The sequence below is a fragment of the Flagellimonas oceanensis genome (assembly GCF_003992595.1).
Taxonomy (GTDB): domain Bacteria; phylum Bacteroidota; class Bacteroidia; order Flavobacteriales; family Flavobacteriaceae; genus Flagellimonas; species Flagellimonas oceanensis.
This window is the reverse complement of the sequence record NZ_RZNA01000048.1, coordinates 105763-130917: the sequence shown is the minus strand read 5'-3', so window position 1 is coordinate 130917 and position 25155 is coordinate 105763. Positions and strand designations below refer to the sequence as shown.

Annotated in this window: 23 protein-coding genes; 13 read left to right on the top strand and 10 right to left on the bottom strand. The window is 42.0% G+C overall.

Going from position 1 to position 25155, the window contains the following annotated elements; all coding sequences use genetic code 11:
• The first annotated feature begins 14 nt into the window (after positions 1 to 14).
• Genes EO132_RS15530 through EO132_RS15510 form a run of 5 tightly spaced genes read left to right on the top strand, consistent with a single transcriptional unit; the run spans position 15 to position 4218 of the window.
• Positions 15 to 1526, top strand: a complete 1512-nt coding sequence (locus tag EO132_RS15530) for a helicase HerA-like domain-containing protein (protein ID WP_127138729.1) — start codon at positions 15 to 17, stop codon at positions 1524 to 1526.
• A 7-nt stretch (positions 1527 to 1533) separates the two neighbouring features.
• A complete protein-coding gene (locus EO132_RS15525) occupies positions 1534 to 2082 on the top strand; it encodes a hypothetical protein (RefSeq protein ID WP_127138728.1) in 549 nt (182 codons plus the stop codon).
• Positions 2083 to 2100: 18 nt separating this feature from the next.
• A complete protein-coding gene (locus EO132_RS15520; protein WP_127138727.1) occupies positions 2101 to 2940 on the top strand; it encodes an alpha/beta hydrolase in 840 nt (279 codons plus the stop codon).
• A 33-nt stretch (positions 2941 to 2973) separates the two neighbouring features.
• Positions 2974 to 3396 carry a VOC family protein gene (locus tag EO132_RS15515; protein ID WP_127138726.1) on the top strand — a complete coding sequence of 141 codons (423 nt, stop codon included), beginning with the start codon at positions 2974 to 2976 and terminating at the stop codon, positions 3394 to 3396.
• Positions 3397 to 3405: 9 nt separating this feature from the next.
• A complete protein-coding gene (locus EO132_RS15510; RefSeq protein WP_127138725.1) occupies positions 3406 to 4218 on the top strand; it encodes a 3-keto-disaccharide hydrolase in 813 nt (270 codons plus the stop codon).
• Positions 4219 to 4222: 4 nt separating this feature from the next.
• Here the strand turns inward: EO132_RS15510 and EO132_RS15505 are convergent, their stop codons facing one another.
• A complete protein-coding gene (locus tag EO132_RS15505; protein WP_127138724.1) occupies positions 4223 to 4849 on the bottom strand; it encodes a DUF2306 domain-containing protein in 627 nt (208 codons plus the stop codon).
• Positions 4850 to 4969: 120 nt separating this feature from the next.
• On the opposite strand from EO132_RS15505, the gene EO132_RS19350 reads away from it, so the two are divergent.
• Positions 4970 to 5125 carry a hypothetical protein gene (locus EO132_RS19350; RefSeq protein WP_164732360.1) on the top strand — a complete coding sequence of 52 codons (156 nt, stop codon included), beginning with the start codon at positions 4970 to 4972 and terminating at the stop codon, positions 5123 to 5125.
• Positions 5126 to 5129: 4 nt separating this feature from the next.
• On the opposite strand, the gene folD is transcribed toward EO132_RS19350, so the two are convergent.
• From folD to EO132_RS15490, 3 genes are all read right to left on the bottom strand, one after another.
• Complete coding sequence (folD, locus tag EO132_RS15500; protein ID WP_127138723.1) at positions 5130 to 6008, bottom strand: bifunctional methylenetetrahydrofolate dehydrogenase/methenyltetrahydrofolate cyclohydrolase FolD; 879 nt, start codon at positions 6006 to 6008, stop codon at positions 5130 to 5132.
• 65 nt (positions 6009 to 6073) lie between these two features.
• Complete coding sequence (ffh, locus tag EO132_RS15495; protein ID WP_127138722.1) at positions 6074 to 7402, bottom strand: signal recognition particle protein; 1329 nt, start codon at positions 7400 to 7402, stop codon at positions 6074 to 6076.
• A 106-nt stretch (positions 7403 to 7508) separates the two neighbouring features.
• The gene (locus tag EO132_RS15490; protein ID WP_127138721.1) at positions 7509 to 9275 is read right to left on the bottom strand and encodes a hypothetical protein; all 1767 of its coding nucleotides are present in this window, start codon (positions 9273 to 9275) and stop codon (positions 7509 to 7511) included.
• Positions 9276 to 9387: 112 nt separating this feature from the next.
• Between EO132_RS15490 and EO132_RS15485 the strand changes: the two genes are divergently transcribed.
• The 3 genes from EO132_RS15485 (at position 9388) to EO132_RS15475 (ending at position 13423) form a co-directional block, all read left to right on the top strand.
• On the top strand, positions 9388 to 9888 hold the full coding sequence (locus tag EO132_RS15485) for an RNA polymerase sigma factor (RefSeq protein WP_127138720.1): 501 nt from the start codon (positions 9388 to 9390) through the stop codon (positions 9886 to 9888).
• 72 nt (positions 9889 to 9960) lie between these two features.
• The gene (locus EO132_RS15480) at positions 9961 to 10875 is read left to right on the top strand and encodes a FecR family protein (RefSeq protein WP_127138719.1); all 915 of its coding nucleotides are present in this window, start codon (positions 9961 to 9963) and stop codon (positions 10873 to 10875) included.
• The gene (locus EO132_RS15475) at positions 10853 to 13423 is read left to right on the top strand and encodes a TonB-dependent receptor (protein WP_127138718.1); all 2571 of its coding nucleotides are present in this window, start codon (positions 10853 to 10855) and stop codon (positions 13421 to 13423) included. The genes EO132_RS15480 and EO132_RS15475 overlap by 23 nt, the downstream gene beginning before the upstream one ends.
• A 13-nt stretch (positions 13424 to 13436) precedes the next feature.
• Here EO132_RS15475 and EO132_RS15470 read toward each other — a convergent pair whose 3' ends face one another.
• Positions 13437 to 14345, bottom strand: a complete 909-nt coding sequence (locus EO132_RS15470) for a beta/gamma crystallin-related protein (RefSeq protein WP_127138717.1) — start codon at positions 14343 to 14345, stop codon at positions 13437 to 13439.
• Between the two features lie 176 nt (positions 14346 to 14521).
• On the bottom strand, positions 14522 to 16300 hold the full coding sequence (gene argS / locus EO132_RS15465) for an arginine--tRNA ligase (protein WP_127138716.1): 1779 nt from the start codon (positions 16298 to 16300) through the stop codon (positions 14522 to 14524).
• A 94-nt stretch (positions 16301 to 16394) separates the two neighbouring features.
• Between argS and EO132_RS15460 the strand changes: the two genes are divergently transcribed.
• The 3 genes from EO132_RS15460 (at position 16395) to EO132_RS15450 (ending at position 20058) form a co-directional block, all read left to right on the top strand.
• A complete protein-coding gene (locus EO132_RS15460) occupies positions 16395 to 16820 on the top strand; it encodes a hypothetical protein (protein WP_127138715.1) in 426 nt (141 codons plus the stop codon).
• Positions 16817 to 18238, top strand: coding sequence for an SDR family oxidoreductase (locus tag EO132_RS15455; RefSeq protein WP_127138714.1), 1422 nt, complete (start codon positions 16817 to 16819; stop codon positions 18236 to 18238). The genes EO132_RS15460 and EO132_RS15455 overlap by 4 nt, the downstream gene beginning before the upstream one ends.
• A 305-nt stretch (positions 18239 to 18543) precedes the next feature.
• Complete coding sequence (locus tag EO132_RS15450) at positions 18544 to 20058, top strand: peptidase associated/transthyretin-like domain-containing protein (protein ID WP_127138713.1); 1515 nt, start codon at positions 18544 to 18546, stop codon at positions 20056 to 20058.
• A 267-nt stretch (positions 20059 to 20325) separates the two neighbouring features.
• Here EO132_RS15450 and EO132_RS15445 read toward each other — a convergent pair whose 3' ends face one another.
• The 3 genes from EO132_RS15445 to EO132_RS15435 form a co-directional block, all read right to left on the bottom strand.
• On the bottom strand, positions 20326 to 20943 hold the full coding sequence (locus EO132_RS15445) for a Pr6Pr family membrane protein (protein ID WP_127138712.1): 618 nt from the start codon (positions 20941 to 20943) through the stop codon (positions 20326 to 20328).
• 195 nt (positions 20944 to 21138) lie between these two features.
• Complete coding sequence (gene ctlX, locus EO132_RS15440) at positions 21139 to 22044, bottom strand: citrulline utilization hydrolase CtlX (protein WP_127138792.1); 906 nt, start codon at positions 22042 to 22044, stop codon at positions 21139 to 21141.
• An 83-nt stretch (positions 22045 to 22127) separates the two neighbouring features.
• Positions 22128 to 23042 carry a dimethylarginine dimethylaminohydrolase family protein gene (locus EO132_RS15435; RefSeq protein ID WP_127138711.1) on the bottom strand — a complete coding sequence of 305 codons (915 nt, stop codon included), beginning with the start codon at positions 23040 to 23042 and terminating at the stop codon, positions 22128 to 22130.
• Positions 23043 to 23327: 285 nt separating this feature from the next.
• Between EO132_RS15435 and EO132_RS15430 the strand changes: the two genes are divergently transcribed.
• Complete coding sequence (locus EO132_RS15430) at positions 23328 to 23792, top strand: hypothetical protein (RefSeq protein WP_127138710.1); 465 nt, start codon at positions 23328 to 23330, stop codon at positions 23790 to 23792.
• A 73-nt stretch (positions 23793 to 23865) separates the two neighbouring features.
• On the opposite strand, the gene EO132_RS15425 is transcribed toward EO132_RS15430, so the two are convergent.
• Positions 23866 to 25149 carry a citrate synthase gene (locus EO132_RS15425; RefSeq protein ID WP_127138709.1) on the bottom strand — a complete coding sequence of 428 codons (1284 nt, stop codon included), beginning with the start codon at positions 25147 to 25149 and terminating at the stop codon, positions 23866 to 23868.
• Positions 25150 to 25155 lie beyond the last annotated feature (6 nt).

Below are 25155 nucleotides of genomic sequence, written 5' to 3'. Positions count from 1 at the left end.
GCAAATTGAACAGGATGGGCAACAAAGAAGAATTCTTTGAACATATAGAGCAAGGCTACGCCATGAAAGGCGATTACATTACCGTAGGTGCTGGAATGCTGGATGGCGAAACCATGACCAATGCCTATATTAAGATTCCCCTGAAAACAATGAACCGCCACGGGCTTATCGCAGGCGCCACGGGTACAGGTAAGACCAAGACCCTTCAGGTTTTGGCGGAAAACCTATCCGATAAGGGAATTCCCGTTTTGCTCATGGACCTCAAGGGGGACCTGAGCGGTATTGCCCAGCCCAGCCCTGGTCATCCCAAAATCGATGAGCGCCAAGAAAAAATAGGCCTCCCTTTTGAGGCCAAAGGATTTCCAGTGGAAATTATGTCCTTATCGGAACAGAACGGGGTTCGTTTACGGGCCACGGTCTCCGAATTCGGCCCTGTCCTATTATCCAGAATCTTGGACCTGAGCGTTACCCAAGAAGGTATCGTCGCAGTAGTCTTTAAATATTGTGACGACAACAAGTTGCCTTTGCTGGATTTAAATGATTTCAAAAAGGTTTTGCAATATGCCACTGGCGAAGGAAAGGACGAGTTCCAGAAAGCATACGGGCGGATTTCCACGAGTTCCACAGGAACCATTTTGAGGAAAATCATTGAATTGGAACAGCAAGGGGCCGATCTTTTCTTTGGGGAAAAATCCTTTGATGTGGACGATTTGGTCCGGATTGATGAAAAAGGACGTGGATATGTGAACATCATCCGCTTGACGGACATCCAAGATCGTCCAAAGTTATTCTCAACATTTATGTTGAGCCTATTGGCGGAAATCTATTCCACTTTCCCTGAACAAGGCGATAGCGAACGCCCGGAACTGGTTCTTTTTATTGATGAGGCCCATTTGATTTTTGACAATGCCAGCAAGGCACTTTTGGATCAAATTGAAAGTATCGTAAAGCTGATACGCTCCAAAGGTATTGGGCTATATTTTGTGACCCAGAACCCTACCGATGTGCCCGATGATGTACTGGCGCAATTGGGGTTGAAAATTCAGCATGCGCTACGTGCCTTTACCGCAAAGGATAGAAAAGCCATCAAATTAACGGCACAGAACTATCCTATTTCCGATTATTACGATACCGCAGAGGTATTGACTTCATTGGGAACGGGAGAGGCATTGGTGTCCGCATTGGATGAAAAAGGGCGCCCGACCCCTCTGGCCGCCACCATGATGAGAGCTCCTATGAGCCGCATGGATATTTTGAGCGACTCCGAGATCAAGGACGTATTGGACAATTCCAAACTGATCAAAAAATACAATGAGGAAATAGACCGCGAAAGCGCATACGAAATCCTAACGGAGAAAATAGAAAAGGCCGAAAAAGAGGCCGAGAAAGAAAAAGAAGAAAAAAAATCAACAAGTCGACGGTCATCGAGCCGAAGGAGTACCCGAATGAACCCCGTGGTCAAAGTTTTAACGAGCGCCACATTCATAAGAGGCGTTTTGGGTGTATTGAAAAAAGTGATTCGATAGATATTATATGAAAAAGACAAACAGCCTTATTGCCCTAGTTCTAGGAATGGTATTGATTCATTCTTGCCAAAAGGACACCAAGTTTTTGATTACCGAAACCAGCGTTGGACCGTTGACCAAATCTACATTGGTCAAAGAAGTGCAATCCACTTTTGCCCAGGATTCCGTTGTGGGGGACACTGCGCAAATCAATTTAGGCATTTCGCCTAAAAAAATTGATGTTTTTGAAAAAGGCGGCAATCATCTTTTAATGCTCACAGCGAATTCCGATAGTATCCCCACCATCCAAAACATAAGGATTATGGATCCTAGATATGTCACTGAAAAAGGGGTGGGACTGAAAAGTACTTTTAAGGATATTCAGGCTAAATACGATATTAAAAAAATCGTAACCACTTTGAACAGCATAGTTATTTTCCCAAAGGGAAGCGATGTTTATTTCACGATTGACAAGGAGGAGCTTCCTGAAAATTTGCGTTTTTCAACTTCGGATATCGAAGCGGTTCAAATTCCAGATGATGCCAAGATCAAATATTTGATGCTGGGCTGGGAATAATCTTAAGTACATTCCCCAATGAAAAAATTGCTCAACAAAATAATTCCGCTGGCCTACGGACAGTATTTCAATGCTTACAGCCTCATTGCCCCCAAAAAAGTGGCGGATGATGCTTTTCATGTATTTTGTACTGTGCGAAAAGGGAGAATCAAACCTGAACAAGCTGCCTATTTGGATGATTTTAAGCTAGCCACGGAAGAAGTGGCGGGACACACCATACAATCATACCACTGGCCAGGCAACAAAGAAACGGTATTGCTTGTCCATGGTTGGGAAAGCAACACCTTTAGGTGGCGCAATCTTATCAAAAAACTTCGGGAGGCCGATTTCAACATCATTGCTTTCGATGCACCTTCGCATGGCTATTCTTCAGGAAAGCATTTATATGTTCCGTTATATGAGGAGGCAGTGAACCATATGGTAAAAAAGTACAATCCGAAACACCTTATCGGACATTCAGTCGGAGGAATGACCATTCTTTACAACCAATACAAAAATCCAAATGATACGGTTGATAAAATGGTTACCATTGGTTCTCCATCTGAATTTTATGAGATCATGGAGCACTTTCAAGATTTATTGAAGTTCAATAATCGGGTCATGAAGCATCTGGATGACTATGTGTATGATCGGTTTGGCTTCAAGATTGATGAGTTTTCAACCTCCAAATTTGCACAATCCATCAGCAAGAAGGGATTGCTCTTTCATGATAAGCATGATAAAATCACGCCATACCATGCTTCTGTGGCGGTCAACAAAAACTGGAAAGACAGCAAATTGGTAAGCACAGAAGGGCTTGGACACTCCATGCACCAAGACGATGTAAATGATCAAATCGTCTCATTTTTGGAAGCTTGATAAAGTTGTCCTAATTTTCAGAAAAAATAAACCATGCAAAAAACAACCCCGTTCCATGTTGCCGTTCCCGTCCATAATTTAGATGAATGCCGTACCTTTTATCGGGATGTACTCGGTTGTAAAGAAGGGAGAAGTGCTGAACAATGGGTAGACTTTGACTTTTTTGGGCACCAATTCGTGATTCATTACAAGCCAAAATCCGAAGAGGAAACCCACACCAATCCAGTTGATGGAAAAAATGTACCCGTACCCCATTATGGTGTGGTGCTGCCATGGGAAACCTTTCAAACATTTTCCAAAGAACTGATTGAAAAGGGAGTTGATTTTGTCATCGAACCCTACATCCGTTTCAAGGGAGAGCCTGGGGAACAAGCTACCATGTTCTTTTTGGACCCAGCGGGAAATGCATTGGAATTCAAAGCTTTCAAGGATATGGGACAGCTGTTCGCCAAATAATCCAGGACCATGAAAAAATACAACAAACTAATTGCATTCATCGCCATCTCCGTCACACTATGCTGCCTTTTGTACAGTTTTACCACCAAAAGGGATATAGCCAACAACTCTGGCTGGGTTCAGTTGTTCAACGGAAAGAATCTTGATAATTGGACGGTAAAAATCCATCATTATGAAGTTGAAGATAATTTTGGCAATACATTCAGGGTAGAAGACGGTATTTTAAAAGTACGATACGATGAATATGAAGGTGATTTCAACGATCGTTATGGTCATTTGTACTATGATGAACCCTTTTCCAGCTATCATCTTGCAGTTGAGTATCGATTTGTGGATGGTTGGTATGATACGGCTCCAGAGTATACCTTGTTGAACAGTGGAATTATGTTTCACTCCCAAGACCCGCGTACCATGCCAAAAGAACAAGATTGGCCTATTTCGGTAGAGCTACAATTACTTGCTGGCATTACCGAAGGTGTACCCAGACCTACCGGAAACATGTGCTCTCCGGGAACGGATGTAGTATTTGAGGGCCAAGTAGACCCACGGCACTGCATTGAATCCACCAGTGAAACCTACCCTGTCGACGAATGGGTTCGTGCTGAACTTATCGTACATGGAGATTCTTTGGTCACACATATGATCAATGGCAAAAAAGTGTTGGAATACACTAAACCACAAATTGGGGGTGGTGTGGCCAATGGCTATGATGAGAAAATAAAAATTGATGGTACTCCGCTAAAAAAAGGATTCATCGCACTTCAGAGTGAAGGACAGCCTATAGATTTCAGAAAGGTTGAAATAAAAATCCTAGAGGATTGACCACTTATTCCAAGATAAGTCCTTTTCGCCTTACCCAAAAGTAGGCAAAAACCATGTTGGGCACCCAGCATAGCCAAGCAACTATCTTGTAGGCCAACAAGAATTCGCCAAACACAATGGTCAGGAAAGGCAACCAAATCCGTAAGGTCACTGCTGCAAAACAAGCGGCATAGCTGTAAATCATCATACCTTGATGAAGTGAAAGGTCTTTATTTTTTACCGCGATATAGGCCCTGGCCGTTGTGAAAAGCCAAATTACCCCAAGGCTAATAAAGCCCAAGGATGAAACCAATCCGCCTGTGGCAAAAAACCCAAGGTACACACCGCACAATCCACTTATCAAAGTGGACACCACATATATTTTTCCAATATTTCTATGCCATTTCAGGTGCTGCGTCCTCCACTTTTTCACAAACTGAGACCAACCTACCAACAAGGCCAAGCCTCCAAAACTGATATGACCGTAGAAGGCCGTTTTCCAAAGTACACTGGCCAATAGCTCATTGGACTTGTTCATTAAAAGTCCAAAATCGTCCGAAGCAAACAAGTAAACCAAAGGATAGAGACCTATGCCTATGGCCAGAAAGACGAAAACCACCCAAGCCACTTTGTTTCTTGCCGTTTGAGCCATAATGCTGGATTTAGCAGGAAGTAAGTTATCGATATTTTGATGACAAAAACAAGAAAATAAGCTGTAATTCGTTATAAGTGTACAAATTAGGCTCTTAAGCCATACCCAAATCCTACTGTTATGAAGACAATTTTACTCTTGGTTACCCTTATTTTTTCCGCTATGGCCGTATCCAGTTGCACCAATGATGAAAGTGAAACCGAGTTTGAATACATCAATCCGGATGAGGAGCAACAGACTGCCTTAAAAACCGAAGTGGAACAAGAAAGAAAGTAAAGTTTTATGCATTGTGGCGCTCTCGCGCCAACAAGGTGTTCTTGAGCAACATGGCAATCGTCATCGGCCCTACTCCACCTGGCACTGGGGTAATGTATGATGCTTTTTTGCTTACATTCTCAAAATCCACATCCCCTGTGATGTAATATCCTTTTTCTTTGGATTCGTCAGGTACACGAGTAATTCCCACATCAATGATGGTCACTCCATCCTTGACCATATCCGCCTTTAAAAACTTTGGAACTCCCAAAGCAGAAATCACAATATCCGCTTGAAGTGTCAATTCCTTTAAGTTTTTGGTTCTACTGTGAGCCAAGGTCACGGTCGAGTTTCCTGGATTACCCTTTTGGCTCATTAAAATACTAATGGGCCTACCTACGATATGACTTCTCCCGATTACAACGGTATGTTTTCCTTCGGTATCCACCTTGTATCGCTTCAGTAGTTCCATAATACCAAATGGGGTGGCTGAAATGAAGGTTTCCATATCCAAGGCCATTTTACCAAAATTGGTGGGATGGAATCCGTCCACATCTTTATCGGGGTCCACGGCCATGAGTACTTTTTCCTCATCAATATGCTTGGGCAATGGAAGCTGTACTATATACCCATCAATGGCAGGGTCATTGTTCAATTGGTGTACTTGCTTTAGCAAATCTTCTTCAGTGGTCTCTTCGGGAAGATGAATCAAGGTTGATTCGAACCCTATTTTTTTGCAGGAACGCACCTTGCTGCCCACGTAAGTAAGACTAGCGCCATCGTTACCTACCAATACGGCTGCCAAATGGGGGACTTTTTCGCCCCGCTCTTTCATTTGGGCCACCTCAACGGTGATTTCTTCTTTAATCTGGTTCGATACTTTTTTTCCGTCAAGGATTTCCATGGGTTGTGTTGGTTTTACTTCTGACTTCTGACTTCTGACTTCTGACTTCTGACTTCTGACTAAAGTTATCTCATGTTCTGCATCATCTGCATCATTTTTTTGCCTCCGCCACCTTGCATCATCTTCATCATTTTGCTCATTTGGTTGAATTGCTTGAGCAACTGATTTACTTCTTGGATGGAAGTTCCACTACCTGTGGCAATCCGTTTTTTGCGACTTGCGTTCAACATAGCAGGGGTAGATCGTTCTTCGGGCGTCATGGAATGGATAATGGCCTCAATGTGTTTGAAAGCATCATCATCAATATCCAAACCTTTTAGGGCTTTTCCTGCTCCAGGAATCATTCCCATGAGGTCCTTCATGTTCCCCATTTTCTTGATTTGCTGAATCTGGCTCAAGAAATCATCGAACCCGAATTTATTTTTGGCAATTTTCTTTTGAATCTTACGTGCCTGTTCTTCATCGAACTGTTCTTGGGCACGTTCCACCAAGGATACCACATCCCCCATTCCGAGGATACGATCGGCCATTCGGGATGGATGGAAGACATCAATGGCTTCCATTTTTTCCCCGGTACCGATAAACTTGATAGGCTTATCCACTACGGATTTAATGGAAATGGCAGCACCACCTCGGGTGTCACCATCGAGCTTGGTCAAAATGACCCCGTCAAAATTCAGGACATCGTTAAAGGCCTTAGCAGTGTTCACGGCATCCTGACCGGTCATGGAATCCACAACAAACAAAGTTTCTTGCGGCTCAATGGCCTTGTGGATGTTGGAGATTTCCGTCATCATCTGCTCGTCCACGGCCAAACGACCCGCGGTATCGATAATCACCACATTACATCCCGCACTTTTGGCGTGCGCTATACCTGCTTTGGCAATGGCAACGGGATCGTTGTTATCACGATCGGAATATACTTCCACTCCTATTTGATCGCCTACTACGTGCAACTGATCTATCGCAGCAGGACGGTACACATCACAAGCAACAAGTAAAGGCTTCTTTGTTTTTTTGTTTTTGAGATAATTGGCAAGTTTACCGGAAAAGGTGGTTTTACCCGAACCTTGCAAACCGGACATCAGGATTACCGAAGGGTTTCCGGAAAGGTCGATTCCCTCGGCATCGCCTCCCATAAGCTGGGTAAGCTCGTCCTTGACCAACTTGACCATAAGCTGCCCTGGCTGAAGGGTGGTCAAAACGTTCTGGCCGAGTGCTTTTTCCTTTACCGTGTTGGTAAATTCCTTGGCTATTTTAAAGTTAACATCGGCATCCAACAAAGCTCTTCGAACTTCCTTAAGGGTCTCTGCTACATTGATTTCCGTAATCTGGCCATGTCCTTTGAGGACGTGGAATGCCTTATCTAATTTTTCACTTAAATTATCGAACATGTGTTCTTTGTTTTAAAGGAGGGACAAATTTAAGAATAATATAAAAGAAAAAGGACGGCTTTGGGGAGAGCCGTCCTTCTTTTGGAAAAAAGAGTGGGGAAAATTTTTATGGTTTCTCAAAAACCAGGGTTTCTGTAGTGCCATCGTCACTTTCATCTGAAAGTTCGATTCGGGTGGAAGTGATGGAAACCACCCTCCAGTCTTCGGTCAACTCACCCAGATCATCATCCGAATCAAAATTGATATAGAACTTCAAGCCTTCCTCGGAATCCCGGAGCACTCTCCAGAGGCCGCTGGCCATTGGAGCTGCATTCACGGATACCTCCACTTGATTCATAGTTGCGAAATCAAAATTCATTCCTGCATAGGAGGTCGTCAAATCCGTTTCTTCTTCTTTGTACAAGGCAACATTCCAAGGGCCTTCCATTGCAATGCTTCTAATTTCAGCAACATCACCATCGCTGGCACTATCGTCGCAAACCCGCAACAAAATCATTTCATGGTCTGTCTCATCGATTTCGAACTTTAATCGGGTCTCCAACATTTCCCTGATGGGCCACTCAAAACTAACACCTGGTTCATCCCCTATGGTAATCATAAGCGATAGTTGGAACTGACTATTGAGACCTGTTTCCCAATTACCTTCCATAGTGTTCACTCCATTGGTCAAGGTTACGGTGCCACCGGCTGCAAATTGAAATTTGTAGCCTAACAATCTTTTGATTTCATCTCCTTGATTCTTGACTTTTTTGATGACCCATTCGCAATCGTTAAGCAATGTTACAAATGCGTCCCTATCAATTTCAGTGGAGTCTTCCAGATCACATCGTTTTTTCAGCACAATTCTGTTACCACCATCTATATATAATTTGATGACACCTTCTTCCAATTTGTACACTCTCCATTCGGAAGTAAAGTCTGTGAAGTTTTCAAACTCGAGGTTCAACATAACGCCATTATCAGACATACTGGTGTTCCATGTACCTGTAATTTCATCTGCAGTAAAGGTGGAGAAAACCACGGTTCCGTCTTCATTGAATGTCATTAAACGCTCAACGTATTGTTCGGTATTATCGATTTCATTTCGAATAACCTCTCTTACTTGTAATGGACAGGCCATCAAGTACTCATCCAGCTCCAACTCGGAAAAATCATCGTCGTTATAATCATCGTCGTCATCTTCATCACATTCGTTTTTGGCCATTTCCAGAGCAGCGGCCAATTCTGTATTGCTGTTGATGGTCACTTCTGTGCCATCATATTTTTTTAGGGTGATGGGAAACTCAATACTGATCAATTCATTGTCCTCAATCTCGCCAAAAAACCTTCTCATTTCTTGGTCACTCTTAACCTCAACCTCATTGGCCTGTTGATTATCAACACCGAAAGTGAACAGGGTTATCGGGTATACAAAATCAATACATTCAATATCATCATCATCGCCTCCTTCCAAGCATTCCCTAGCCATAGCCGCAAGCTCATCCTGGTTTTCAATGTTTATTTCGCTAAAATCGGAAAGTGTAATGGTAATCGGGAATACGATATCAAGAATATCATCATCGTCGTCCAATTCATCAAAAATTTCTTCTATAAGGTCTAAATCTTCTTTGGAGTCTATACTGATCTCAACTCCATTAACATTTACGGTGTAGGGAAACTGAACGGCAAAACAACTGGCTCCATCAACAATATTATCGTAAGAACCATCATTGGAAGAGGTGTTTTTAATCAGTGTTGCCGTGGTGGAGCTAGCGGAAATGGATTCGCTTTCAGGTCCTCCACCGATTTCTTCGTACTCTTCTTGACAAGAAGATAAGCTAAGAACAAATACAACCAATGCTGCGCGCATTATGTTGCTAATCAACTTTTTCATAACGTTTGAATTTTGGGGTTATAATTCAACTTTAAAACAACGCTCTCCAAAAAAACCCTACTTTTCCTTAAAATTTTTCAAATATATTTGAGTCCTAAACAAACTTTCTTTCATGAGCAACGTATGTGAAGACCACGTTTTCAGCAAAGTTTTCAAGACCCATTCCAAAACGGTCTTCAATTATATTTTCTACAAATTCGGAAATGAAGAAAAAGCCCATGATGCCGTGCAGGAAGCTTTTGTGAAACTGTGGCAGAACTGTGCAAAGGTAAGTCCCGAAAAAGCCAAGTCCTACGTTTATACCGTGGCCAACAACCTATACTTGAATGTAATCAAGGCTGAAAAAGTAAGGCTAAAGCATGCAGACCGCCATGTAAAAGATAGAACCAATGAGTCTCCAGAGTTCTTAATGGAGGAAAAAGAATACAAGGATAAACTGGACAATGCCCTAAACGCCCTCCCCGAAAACCAACGAACCACCTTTTTACTTAATAGAATTGATGGTAAAAAGTATGCAGAGATTGCCGAAATGGAAGGGGTAAGCGTAAAAGCGATAGAAAAACGAATGCATTTGGCGCTCAAGAGTTTGCGCGAACACATTGATGGAATTTAAAAATTCAATTATTTTGATTTTACGGTAGGGTAAATCAGCAAGTAGTTGTTTGTATAATGTAAAGCAGAACCCATGCAAGAAAATTATTTGGCAAAATGGCTGAGCGGAGAGCTTTCCGGTGAGGAGCTTCGAGAGTTTGAAAATTCCGAAGAATTTGCCTCGTACCAAAAGCTCAAGGATGTCTCAAGCAAATTGATGGCTCCCGATTTTGATTCGGAAAAAGCCTTGATGCGCTTGAAAGATGAGCATATTGCCAATGCCCCAAAAGTGATTTCCTTGAACCCTTTCAAGAAATTCCTCAGGGTCGCTGCGGTTATCGCTGTGCTTCTTACCGGTTCTTATTTCTACATAAACACTTTGAACGAAAAAGTGAGCACTGAATTTGCCGAACGTTCTGAAGTAGTACTCCCAGATGATTCCGAAATTTTCCTGAATGCTGATTCCCAAATATCTTACAGCGAAAAAAAATGGGATAAAAACCGAAACATCGACCTAAAAGGCGAAGCTTTTTTTAAGGTGGCCAAAGGAAAAAAATTCACGGTCTCCACCGACCACGGAACGGTTGCCGTTTTGGGTACACAATTCAATGTGGAAAACAGAGAAGGCTTTTTTGAAGTGACCTGCTACGAAGGCTTGGTCAGTGTTACCCATAAGAATGAGGAAATAAAACTGCCCGCAGGAAACTCTTTTTTGGTCATCAATGGTAAACTAATCAGTACTGGAACACCCAGTGGCACCTTACCATCCTGGATGAACAACGAAAGTAGTTTCGAAAGTATTCCTTTAAAATATGTTTTTGCCGAACTCGAAAGACAGTTCAACGTAAAGGTATCAACAGAAAATATAGACACAAACCTCTTATTTACAGGGTCTTTCAACAACACAGACCTGAATATGGCGTTAAAAAGTATAAGTACCCCCTCCAAAACACATTTTACAATAGACGGAGACAACGTACTTTTTTATGCTGGGAACACACAACAATAAACATTTAGGCTTCGCCCTCGGTTTTATGTTTTTCCTGCTATGCAACATCAATGCACAGGAAAAGCAACGGTCTTCCATTGACCTTGTGTCCTATTTGAAGTCATTGGAAACCCGCTATGATATCAAATTTTCATATATCGATGAGGATTTGGATGGACTTACCATTGTTGTTCCCGAAAACCTCAACTCCATTGAAGAAATTCTGAGCTACATCGAGGATACATTCCGTATCGAAACAGAAAAACTAAACAATCGCTACTACACCCTTTCCAAAAATGATCGAGTGAAAATCTGCGGAATTGTCTTGGACAATTTTGCGGACAACACCGTAATGGGTGCCACAGTAGAGGTTTTGGGTACCGATATCGCAAAAATCACAGATAACAACGGTACATTTTCTTTGGAAAACATCCCCCGTGAAGCATCTCTGCAAATTCGTTATTTGGGATATGTGACCAAATACGTGAAAGTTGAGAGCCTATTGAAGCAAAACGGATGCCCCAAAATACTGATGTCCCCATATTATGAACAGTTGGATGAAGTGTTCGTGTACAAATACCTTACCTCGGGAATTATCAAGGAAACCGATGCAAGCATCACATTGAATACCGCCGAGTTCGGAATTCTCCCAGGGTTGATTGAACCTGACATCCTGCAAACGGTCCAAGCCTTGCCAGGCATCAAAAGTATTGACGAAACCGTATCGGACATCAATGTCCGTGGAGGGACCAACGACCAGAACCTTATCCTCTGGAACGGAATCAAAATGTATCAATCAGGACATTTTTTCGGACTGATTTCCGCTTTCAACCCCTATCAAACCGATAAAGTGACCGTGTACAAAAACGGGACACCCGCCAACTTTGGCGATGGGGTAAGCAGCGTCATCCAAATGGAAACGGGCAACAAAGTGCCAGAATTCTTTAAAGGAGGCGGCGGATTTAATCTAATCAGTGGTGACCTTTACACAGAAGTCCCCATAACAAGGAACTTGGGAGTTCAATTTTCGGCGCGACGTTCCGCTACCGACTTTTTGAGCACACCCACCTACAAACAGTTCATCAACAGGGCCTTTCAGGACAGTGAAATTACCCTTCAAAACAATAGCACCGTTGATGATGAATTCATTAGGGATGAAGAATTTTTCTTCTATGACTTTTCAGGAAAAATACTTTACGACCTCAACGATGACCATAAAATCCGGTTGAGTGCCATCCATATCAAAAACAATTTAAAATTTGAAGAAAACAATGTCTCCGCAGGTGAAACCAACGTCAGTCTACTGAAACAGGATAATATCTCCGTTGGCGGGCAATTACAGAGCAATTGGACAGATAGGTTTTCGACACACCTTAACATCTATTACTCCAAGTACAATTTGGATGCACAAAACATTTTCAGCAATCAGATACAGCAGTTGTTCCAGAACAACCAAGTAACGGAAAATGCGCTCAAATTCAACACAAATTATATCCTAACGGATCAATTCAGTTGGAACAATGGGTATCAATATATAGAAACGGGAATAAAAAACTTTACCGAAATCAATCAACCTGACTTCTTCAGCAAAGTTATAGACGTTGCCCGAATCCATGCCCCATACACAGAATTTGGGTATAGTTCTTTTGAGAACAAATTCATTGGAAAAATCGGTGCCCGCTTTAACTTTATTGAGAACCTGGACACCTTCAAAAAATTGTTGATCGAACCAAGAATCAACCTAAATTTCAAATTGGCCAATTATGTGCGGGCCGAGGTCTTGGGAGAATTCAAAAGCCAGACCACCAATCAAATCATAGATTTGGAGCAAAACTTTTTAGGCATTGAAAAACGACGATGGATTTTATCCAATGACAGCACACTTCCTGTAACCAAGAGCAAGCAAGGATCCGTTGGCATTAACTACGAAAAAAATAATTTATATGTTGGGGTCGAAGGTTTTTACAAAAATGTGGACGGTATCAGTACGAGCACCCAAGGATTTCAAAACCCTTATCAATTTTCGGGAGAAATAGGGAGTTATGATGTAAAGGGAGTTGAACTGCTCATCAACAAAAAAGGAGACAACTACAGCACTTGGTTGAGCTATGCCTACAACAAAAATGATTACACTTTCGATTCGATTGTACCGCAATCTTTCCCCAACAATCTGGACATTAGGCACACGGTTACCTTTGCCAGCACCTACACCTACAAGGACCTGAAATTGAGTATTGGTTTGAACTACAGGACCGGTAAGCCGTTTACAGAGCCTGTTGAAGGAGATGAAGGTTTGGATCAAAATTACTATCCACCTAGAATCAATTTCCAATCTCCGAACAATAGTCGATTACCTGAATATTTTAGAGCTGATGCATCTGCTATCTACAATTTTCAAATAAGCAGGACCATACGAGCCAATGCGGGACTGTCCATTTTAAATTTCACGGATAGAAAAAATACGCTCAACAAATATTATCGGGTCAACGAGGATGATGAAATTGAAACTATTGAAAACTTTTCATTGGGCATTACCCCGAATGTGAGTTTTAGAATTTCATTCCTTTAGTATTATTCTTGAATTATTTGATTGGAAGTTGTTCATAAGGTGGAGTTGGCAAAGTTCCACCCCCACCACCTCCTCCTGTATTGCCACATGCAGGGTCTAAGTTAGGATTAGGGGTCAATGAGCCTATTTTACCATAAGTTCCATAAAATGATGAGATTTCATCTCCCCAATTACTGCAAAACCATGAAGTATTACAGTGAGAAATATTACCACCAGTTCCAGGCTCCTCGTAAAAACTCCTGAACTTCACTGCACCTAAATTTGAATAAGAACCTTCAATATTATAGGTACCATATTGACGGTAATCCAGAATGATTTTCTTTCCTTCATAATTTATATGTTCATAAAGAACTAGATAACAATTTTTTAATTTTAAAGAGCTAATTTTATCATTGAAACTAAACCCAAAGTATTCACAAGTTTTTAAATTAGGGTTTTGAGATGAATACGATTCTGCATTTGAAGAACCACCATTGAGATGAGAAACAAAACTCCTGCCTCCAAATAGCTCATGTTCATAAATAGTAAAATTGGATTCCCAAAAGTAATCATACGGGTTACTTAGAGATTGTTCACCCTTAGATTTAGCTTTAATTAAATAATTATCATTCTTCTGTTCTTTAATCATATACTCATGAAAAGAAATATCATCTTCAAAAATAACTGGAAAATCATTTTTAGGGTTTATATAAACCACCGAGTTGTCTGATGATAGAACCTCATTAATTATTGAAAAATTTTTATTTTGAACATATTCGGGCTCATTGCCATTCAAGTCAACTGTAATTGACAATTTCTCCCCGTTATGGATGAATGAAATTTCTCTTTCAAGATTTAATTCCTGTCCCTGATTTGAAGTACTATCATCGGAACAACCAAAAATGAATAAAGTAATAGAGCATAAAAAAGTAAGATATTTCATAGTGATAATGGTTAGTTAACCTTCCCAAGGTAATATTTTTTCTACAAAAAAAAGAATCCATCCCCTATGTTTTAACACTCTTAGGTTTTAAATACTATAGATTTATTCTTCAAGATATTCGAATAACGCACTATAAATATAATATAACAAAATCCTAAATGGCACCTTGTCTTATATCACATCCTTTCAGGAACATCAATACCCAACAAGCGGAATGCAGATTGAATTACCTCGCCCACTTTTTGCGATAGCTGTACTCTAAAGTTTTTCTTCTGCTCATCGGTTTCCCCCAAAATAGAGACCTGTTGGTAAAACGAATTGAATTCCTTTACCAAATCGTAGGTGTAGTTCGCAATCAAGGCCGGACTATAGTTTTCCGCCGCCAACTGAACCGTTTCCGGAAACAATTGAATCTGCTTCAACAACTCCTTTTCTTTTTCGTGCAAGTCCATAGTGGTCTCAACTGCGCTGGACCTGACCTTGTCAGCCTTCCTTAAAATAGACTGAATCCTAGCGTAGGTATATTGAATAAACGGCCCCGTGTTCCCTTGGAAATCCACCGATTCTTCAGGGTTGAAAAGGATGCGTTTCTTCGGGTCCACTTTTAAAATGTAGTATTTAAGGGCACCCAAACCTATGGTTCGGTACAATTGCTTTTTCTCCTCCTCGGAATAACCGTCCAACTTGCCTAATTCTTGGGAAATGGATTCGGCAGTATCCTCCATATTTTTGATAAGGTCGTCCGCATCCACTACGGTACCTTCCCTACTCTTCATTTTACCACTGGGGAGGTCCACCATACCATAGCTCAAATGGTACAACTGTTCCGCCCAAGAATAACCCAGTTTCTTCAAGATCAAGAATAAGACCTTGAAGTGATAATCCTGTTCATTGCCCACCGTGTACACCATTCCACTAATGTCAGGGTAATCCGTTACCCGTTGAATGGCCGTACCGATATCCTGCGTCATGTACACTGCAGTGCCATCGGAACGCAATACGATTTTTTCATCCAAGCCATCATCGGTCAGGTCAATCCAAACACTACCATCCTCTTTTTTAAAGAAAACCCCGCGTTCCAATCCATCCTTCACTACATCACGACCCAGCAAATAAGTATCGCTCTCGTAGTACAAGGTATCAAAATCAACGCCCAAGTTTTTATAGGTGGCATCAAAACCATCATACACCCAGCCGTTCATTTTTTTCCAAAGACCGACCACCTGATCATCTCCAGCTTCCCATTTACGGAGCATATCTTGGGCTTCCAACAAAATAGGCGCCTCTTTTTCAGCTTTCTCCTTCGGAGCACCTGCCTCAATTAACTCGGCAATCTGTTTTTTGTACGCCTGATCAAAAGCCACATAATATTTTCCCACCAAGTGGTCACCTTTCAAACCGGAAGATTCTGGGGTTTCACCTTCTCCAAACTTCTGCCAAGCCAACATACTTTTACAGATGTGGATACCTCGGTCATTAATGATCTGGGTTTTGTACACTTTCTTGCCCGAAGCCTTCAAAATCTCCGCCACAGAATAGCCCAAAAGATTGTTGCGGATGTGTCCCAAGTGCAATGGTTTATTGGTGTTTGGGGATGAATATTCCACCATTACCGCATCATCGGACTGGGATTTTACATAACCAAAATCTGTTTCATCAAAAATGCCGTTGAAGAAATTAAGGTAGTAACTATCAGCAATAACAATATTCAAAAAGCCCTGTACCACATTGCATTTCAATACCTCATCAACGTTTTCGACCAAGTACTCCCCTATCTTGGTCCCAATCTGAACCGGGTTCCCTTTGATTTGCCGCAACATGGGAAATACCACAACGGTAATATCACCTTCGAAATCCTTTCGGGTAGGTTGAAATTCCACCGTAGGCAGCTCAACTTGGTACAGTTGTTTTACCGCCTCGATTACTTTTTGGGTCAAATCATTCTGCAAACTCATCTATAAAGGGTTTTCAGAGCGCAAAACTACGTATTTTTTGGGCTTTTACCACACCTTGACCAATTGGTCCGCCGTAATTTGATTAATTTTAAATATGCTATTGAACGTCTCCTACAACGACAAAAAAATCATCAAAAAAATTGACGAAGCCGTTGGCAAACCTTTTCCCATCAAAGAGCGCTTTGCCATGGGGGGTATCGGCTCCCCAAAATTGCACATTACCGAAGCCAGTATCGACATCTATAACCTGCTTATTTTGGATAACAGCACCAATACCTGTAATGTTGAAATACGTCCAAACGGCATCATTGTTCGGTTCCGTTCCCGATTGGAAACCTATGGTCTCATCATTCCCTACTATAAATTAAACGTGTACAAGGGGGATATTGGCATTTACTCCATTTATATGGACCATTATTTTATAAAAGTAAAGGCGGACACCAAGGCCATACAACGATTTTTCCGTAAATTAATGGACCACCGTGCGGACAACCTACCCACCAACTTAGAAGATATATGAAAATATTGCTGACAGGGGCCAATGGCTACATCGGTATGCGGTTGTTGCCCAAACTTTTGGATATGGGACATAGTGTTGTTTGTGCTGTTCGAGACGAAAAACGACTTTCTGTCGACGCTAAGACCCGCTCCAAAATTGATATTGTTGAGATTGATTTTTTGGATGATCCAGAAAAACAACAAGTGCCCAAGGATATTGATTCCGCCTACTACCTGATACACTCCATGACATCGTCGGTTACCGATTTTGATGAAAAAGAGGCACAAGCGGCCAAAAACTTCAACACCATTTTAGAGAACACCCAATGCAAACAGGTAATCTACCTCAGTGGCATTGTGAATGATGAAGAACTCTCCAAGCATCTTAGCTCCAGAAAAAATGTGGAAGAAATTCTTTACAAAGGACCTTTTGATGTTACAGTGCTCCGCGCGGGAATCATTGTTGGCTCTGGAAGTTCCTCTTTTGAAATCATTCGTGATCTCTGCGAAAAATTGCCTGTGATGATCACACCTAAATGGGTACTTACCAAAACGCAGCCGATTGCCATTCGCGATGTGATTCAATTCCTTACCGAAGTTTTGGGCAACAAAGAAACCTACGATCAATCTTTTGATATTGGCGGACCCGACATTCTTACCTATAAAGATATGCTCCATGGGTATGCCAAAGTGCGTGGATTCAAAAACTGGATTTTCACCGTTCCTGTGATGACTCCAAAACTTTCATCTTACTGGCTTTATTTTGTGACCTCAACCTCCTATAAATTGGCCATGAACCTTGTGGACAGCATGAAAATGGAGGTCATCGCGCAAGACAATCGCCTACAGGAAATGCTGGGCATAGAAACGCACACCTATGAAGAAGCCATTGATTTAGCCTTCAAAAAAATTGAACAAAACCTCGTGATCAGTAGTTGGAAGGATAGTATTGCTAGTGGACAGATCAAGGAGGATCTCGAAAACTACATCCAAGTACCCAAGTACGGTGTGCTACGGGACAAAAAATCCATCAAAATCAAAAATGAAGAAGCCGTTTTGGAAAATGTTTGGCGTATCGGTGGCGAAAACGGTTGGTACTATGGCAATTGGCTATGGAAAGCGAGAGGGTTCTTGGACAAGCTGGTCGGCGGACCAGGACTGCGGCGTGGACGTACCCATCCCGATAAAATTTTTCCTGGCGATGCATTGGACTTTTGGCGAGTGCTGTTAGCAGATAAAAAAAACAAGCGTCTACTCCTATTTGCCGAAATGAAAACCCCGGGAGAGGCGTGGTTGGAATTTAAAATTGAAGATGGGAAGCTTTATCAAACTGCTACCTTTCGACCCAAAGGTTTGTTGGGACGACTGTATTGGTATTCGGTACTCCCTTTCCATCTCTTCATTTTTGGCAACATGATCAAGAATATTGCTAAAGTGTAAGGTTACCAATTTTTTTGCAAATAAGTCAACAACTGTCACATCGAGCGCAGTCAAGATGTTTTCATTAGTTGGTCATCATTTCTTGGCATAAGATTTCTCGACTGCGCTTGTCCGCCGACAAAGGCAGGCTCGAAATGACAATCTCCCTAACTCCTAACTCCTCCGCTGTTAAAATACTATTAAGCTCCCTCGGGGATTCGGTATTTCTTCGCACTTTGTCACAAAATTGCCCAAAGTTCGTCTAAACCACAGACAACCTTTCCTCCCCCAAAAGGCGTCTTAACAATGAAACCATATTTGCAATTATGTCCGTAAAACAGACTTTATTTCTTACTTATTTTTCGTTTTTGACGGCACTTCCGATGGCTGCCCAGACCATTAGTTCACGTTTGGTGGATGCCAAGACCCAAAAAGGAATTCCCTACGCCACCATACAGTATGGGGAGCATCAAGGTGTGATTACCAACGATGAGGGGCGCTTTAGTTTTGTGCTGGAAGAAGGCACTGCCCTGCCCGATTCCATCTATGTGACTTCCATGGGCTATGAGAAAAAAGGCTTCACGCTGGAACAAATGCAGGATAGTCTGATCGCTTTGAGTGCCAAGGCCATTGAATTGAGTGGCGTTTATGTGTTCGACAAAGAACTAGTGGTAGATGACATTATTGATAAAATGATAGAAAACATTCCCCAAAACATGAATAAAGCTCCAGTAAAGCAGCGCTTTTTCCTTCGGAAATCGGAACTGGCCAATATGCACAAAGTTGATTTTGGGTTTGAAAAATCATCCATCAAAGAACTCAATAAGGAATTGATGGACAGCATTGCCCGATCTATCCCTAAAAATGCATCGCACTATACCGAAAGTTTTGGCGACTTCTACAAAAACAACACGGATTACAAGCTCAACATTATAAAAGCGGCCGACCTCTACGATAAACGCGATGTGAGCTCCTTTGAAGAATTGGCCGAACACATGGAGGACATCTTTGCCGCTAACGTAAAACCAGGTTCCTATCTAAAGATAAAATCAGGAATCTTTAGTGAAAAGATACAAGTGGATTCCATTCTGGATACTATGGATGATGAACGGATGGAGCAAGCCAAAAAATTAAAGGCACAGGTAAAAAAAGACAGTATTTCGGGCTTGACCGATAGCCAACGTTGGCAGTTCAGGGAACTATTGAGCCAATTGTATTATAAAGAGGATACCAAATTGGATTTGGTGGACAAAAACCGCCGTTATGAGTTTCAACTCGCCGGCTATGCCGATATTGGCGATGCTGGGGTGTATGTGGTCGATTTTTGGCCCAAGCGAAGTAGTGCCGATTTTAAAGGCCGACTCTATATCAACATTGAGGACTTTGCCGTAATGCGGTTGGACTTTACCAATACCCAACGCCTGCGCAACTTTAGGTTATTGGGCATTACCTATCGCGAAACGGTGTACAGGGGCACCATGCGATTTGCCAAATTGCCCAATGGCAAGTACGACCTTCAGTTTATGGAATTGGCCGATGGGAAATTCTTTGGGGTGGACCGGCCCTTAAAAGTGGTGGAAAAGAACAAACATGTAAAAGGCCGTCGCAAGCAGAACGAATTGAAGCTGAACATTGACTTCCAAATGAACATAACCGCCAAATGGGAACTCGTGGTTTTCAACCAAGACATTGTTGCCGAGAACGAGTTCAAGTCCTTTAAAGAAGATAAAACGGTACGGGCCACCTATATGCCACGCTACGATGCCGAGTTCTGGAAAGGTTATACCATTATGGAACCCAATCAGGCCATTCGTGGGTTTACAGCCGAGGAAGAAGATTAGTTTTGAGTTAAGAGTTCTGGGTTTCCAGATTATAAATCTGCGATAAAGGGAGTTCCAAGGTTCGCAAAACGAGCAGTTGTCATTTTGTGCTTTACAGGAAATCCAAATCTTCTGGATGGGATGCTGAAACGAGTTCAGCATGACGGGGTGTCATTTCGAAATGAGATGCAGAGTATCGGTTGAGAAACCTTAGCGGTTTTTTAGATTTCTCACACTCCTTCCAGTCGGTTCGAAATGACAAAGTGATTATCATTTATTACCTATTGTTTATTGTTTCGGACGGAGTAGTTTGCTCAAAAAGAATAGAGCGGCCATAATCACACCCATCAACAAAAATACCAACCCAACATTCAATACCGTTGTCCCCCAACCAAGTTTGGTCACGTTAAAGAAAGGATAGGGATAAAACCCAGAAAAATGTCCACGAACCATCACAAAAACAAAATACCCTAAAGGGTATAGCAACCATTTAGAGAGTTGTTTCCAAGAAATGGCAGTCCTAGCACAGAATAGCAGCCAATACACATACATCAACGCAGGGATGATCGTATGCAACAATTCATCCACCACCATTTGCAAACCTGTTGGGTTCCAAATATCACGCAACACCAATTGGTACACCAAGCCCACAACCACAATAAAAACGGTAAGCGCCATGGGCGTTGTCTTTTTATGGAAAAGGGTCAGGCGTTTCTGGTCCGCGGCAAATATGCGTGTGGTAAAGAAAAGGGCCACCAAAGTGTTGGTAAGTATGGTAAAGTAACTTACGAATCGCACCAAACTTTCCGCCACACCGGTCTCCCGGTTTTGAAGCATCAAATACAATTGGGCAAGTACGGCAAACCAAGCTGCACACATCCCTACAATCTCAAAATTTCTGCGCATATACTACTTAATTCCATTCTCAATTGGGCAAATATACCCCTAAGGTCCCCCTCAAGGGGACAATCCAAGTGGCCTTGATCATCTAAAAGAAAACAAACTGTCATTTCGAGATGAGATGCAAAGTAGCGATTGAGAAATCTCTTCCATTCTCAGATTTCCCACACTCCCTTCCGTCGGTTCGAAATGACATTGAGGTTATGCCTTTGGCAAAAACACTTCGGCCATCATGCAACGGGCACTGCCTCCACCACAAGTCTCAATGGTATCCAATGGACTGTGGATAATGGCGCAATGCTTTTCAATATCCTTTATTTGTTGTTCGGTCAGGCTATTGTACGCTTGGGTGCTCATGACCATATAGCGTTGGTCGTTGGCTCCAATCACTTGTAACATATTGCCCGCAAAATGGCACATTTGTTCTTCGGTAATCCGAATGACTTCTTTACCATCCATTTTAATGTGCTCCACCACATTTTTTCGCTCCTTTTTATCGTCAATGGAGTCCAAACAGATGACCGCAAAGGTTTCGGCCATGGCCATCATCACATTGGTATGGTAAATGGGCAGGCGTTCGCCATCCACAGTCTGGTTGGCATGAAATATCACGGGAAAACAATCAAAATCCTCACAGAACTCAATAAACAGTTCCTCGTGGGCGCGTTCGGATAATGCACAATAGGCCTTTTGATTGACCCTATCCTTTAAAATACTACCTGTACCTTCCAAAAACACCCCTTCATCTTCTGCCTCAGTATAGTCCATGATGTTTTTGATGACAAAACCATGCCCCTCCAACAGCTCCAACACATCTTCCCTGCGTTCCTTTCTTCGGTTTTCGGCAAACATGGGATACACACAGACGGTTCCGCTCTCGTGAAAAGAAATCCAATTGTTCGGAAAAATGGAATCTGGCGTGTCCTGTTCCATATTATCATCTATGGTAATCACATTAACACCATGTTCACGAAGCACATCCACAAATTGGTCAAACTCTTGCTGTGCCTTTTTGTTGATTTCGGCATTTTTTAGATGCGGGTCTTCTTGAAAATAATTGTTGACCGCAGTTTGCTCATTCATCCTAAAGTTCACGGGGCGCACCATAAGAATGGTGTTGGTAATCTGCTTTCTCAATACGTTGTCTGTTTTGATGGTACCTGTGGCAGCAGGAAGTTGGGTTAAAAAAATTATGCTCTGATCAACGGCATGGTGCTACAACGCAACAAGCCTTCCTGTTTGGCTATTTCGGCATAGGGAATCTCCTCAACGGTAAATCCCTGGTCGCGAAGCCAATTGTTCAGTCGGGTAAAATTCTTTTCCGACACCACTACTTCGGGGGATATGGAAAAGACATTACTGAACATTTGATACATTTCTTCTTTATCGATCTCAAAGATATTATCCCTACCGAAGAAATCCACCAAATATTGATACTCCTCTTCCACCAAAAATCCATTTTTGTGCAAAATGGCCTTGTCCTTTCCTATAGGTTGAAAGCAACAATCCAAATGCAAGGCATTTTCCTTGGGATTGGTATTGGATTTTCGGAGTTCGAAGGATTTGACTGTTTTATGGGGAAACATATCCCGTATAAATTCCACGGCTTCGATATTGGTCCTGGCTGTGATGTAGCTTGCGTAGTCGGAACCTGTGTATGTTCCTATAAAAATATGGTCGTTCCAAGGCATTACATCCCCTCCTTCAATATGTACCTCTTCAGGCGGGCGGATGATTTTTGTAGGGTCAATTTGATCTAAAACCTCGTGGATGGCCACAAATTCACGTTCCCGGTCGGGCAGAATGTTGGCATGGAACAATTTATCCTCGATCACGAAGGCAATATCGCGTGCAAAGATTTGATTGCAATCTTTCAAGACCTCTGGACGGTATACTTTTACCCCGTACTTCTGGAAAACCTGATCAAAGGCATCCATTTCCTTGATCATGTCTGCCTCCTTGGGGTAGGTCCCCGCTTTTATATGTTCGATGGATTTGGGATCGTAAGCTTCTTTAATTGTAGGAACGGGGCCACTGCTCTCAGCAGTTCCCAAAATCACAGCTTTCAGTGTGCTGGTTTCATCAACTACATTCAGTTCAATCATACAAGGTTTTTTAAAGCCAAAATATCGGCTTTTGAAAGCGTTAAAGGGAAAATCTTACTTATTATGTGGCAAATCTAGTGTTTTTACTATCTATTTCCCACCTACAAAAAGAGGAAAATCTAAACATTAGATAATAAAGACCCCTAAAAATTTAAGGATTACTCAATTCCCATAACCATTTGTTGATCAATTGGTTAAAATGCTTCAATCCATGTAAAATTTACACACAATACGTTTGATATGTTTTCAATATGTATTACATTTGTATTAAGATTTTTCTTACATATGAAAAAATTGCTATTAACATCAGTTCTCCTGGCAACCGTATTCGTGGTGTTGGGCAGCATGGATGCTTTTCAAAGAATCGAAGGCATCAATGTAGCGGAAACAAATTCCAATGCGGGTTTTACCCCGGTTCATTCTATAAAGTACAATGACTGCATTGGGGAGGATGACTTTCCTGAGGGGTATTTGATATTCACGCACGAGATTACCAATCAACATACGGATTGGGATATCATCAAAGTGAACGAGTCCGTCCAGAAGTATGCTAAATCCTTGGATTCCACTTTAAAGAACTTGAACACTGTTGATGCCCATGAGTTTATTCATCAAGCCTTTCAAATATCCAAAGACGCAGTGGATACCGAGCATATTTCGGATATCCAAAAGCACTATCATGGAGAAATCATGAGAATGTGCCTTGCGCGAGACAAACAGTTAAATAAAAACAAAGCAGGTATTCTTTAGTTTATCAGCTTTCCCCTTGTTCCCATAAAAAAAGGGGCGATTCCGCCCCTTTTTGATTCCTTTTCGTCCCAAATTATCTTTTTTCCAATGGAACAAAGTCTCTAAGGTTTTCCCCGATATAGACTTGTCTTGGTCTACCGATTGGTTCTTTTCTCAGTCTCATTTCTCTCCATTGCGCAATCCATCCGGGCAATCTACCCAAAGCAAACATTACCGTGAACATTTCTGTGGGTATGCCCAATGCTCTGTAGATGATTCCAGAATAGAAATCCACGTTGGGATACAGTTTTCTATCCACAAAGTAGCTGTCTTCCAAGGCTTCTTTTTCCAGTCCTTTGGCGATATCCAAAATTGGATCTTCGATACCAAGGTTGCCCAACACTTCGTCGGCTGATTTTTTAATGATTTTAGCTCGTGGGTCAAAGTTTTTGTACACACGGTGTCCAAAGCCCATCAATCTAAAGGGATCGTCTTTATCCTTGGCCTTGGCCATATACTTTTTGGTGTCGCCCCCATCAGCTTCAATAGCTTCCAACATTTCCAATACAGCTTGGTTGGCACCTCCGTGCAATGGTCCCCAAAGTGCGGAAATACCAGCAGAAAGGGAAGCAAAGAGACCTGCATGGGAAGAACCTACGATACGCACGGTGGAGGTAGAGCAGTTTTGCTCATGATCAGCGTGCAGAATCAGTAATTTATCCAATGCATCTATGGCGATTCTGTCTCTTTTGTATTCTTGGTTTGGTCTTTTGAACATCATTTTATGGATGTTCTCCACATACCCAAGGGTATCGTCCCCGTAATCCAATGGAAGACCTTTTTTCTTACGCATGGCCCAAGCCACCAAAACTGGGAATTTTGCCAAAATACGTACTATGGAACCATACATGGCCGATTCTGATGACACATCCACACAAGATGGGTTAAAGGCCACCAAGGCACTGGTCAATGAAGACAACACTCCCATGGGGTGCGCTGATTTTGGAAAACCATCCAAAATTTTCTTCATTTCCTCGTCTACTTGGGATTCTTCCTTGATATCGTTATGGAATTTCTCCAATTGTTCTTTGTTGGGCAGTTCCCCAAAAATCAAAAGGTAGGCTACTTCCAAAAAGTCGGCTTTCTCTGCTAGGTCCTCAATGGAATATCCGCGATATCTTAAAATACCCTGCTCACCGTTCAAAAAGGTAATGGCACTTTCACACGATCCAGTGTTTTTGTAACCGGGATCTATCGTCACCATTCCTGTTGAGGCCCTCAAGGTTTTAATATCTATGGCCAATTCATCTTCAGTACCTTTGATAACGGGGAATTCGTACTTATTTCCCCCGTATTCGAGTATAGCTTTATCCGACATTTTATA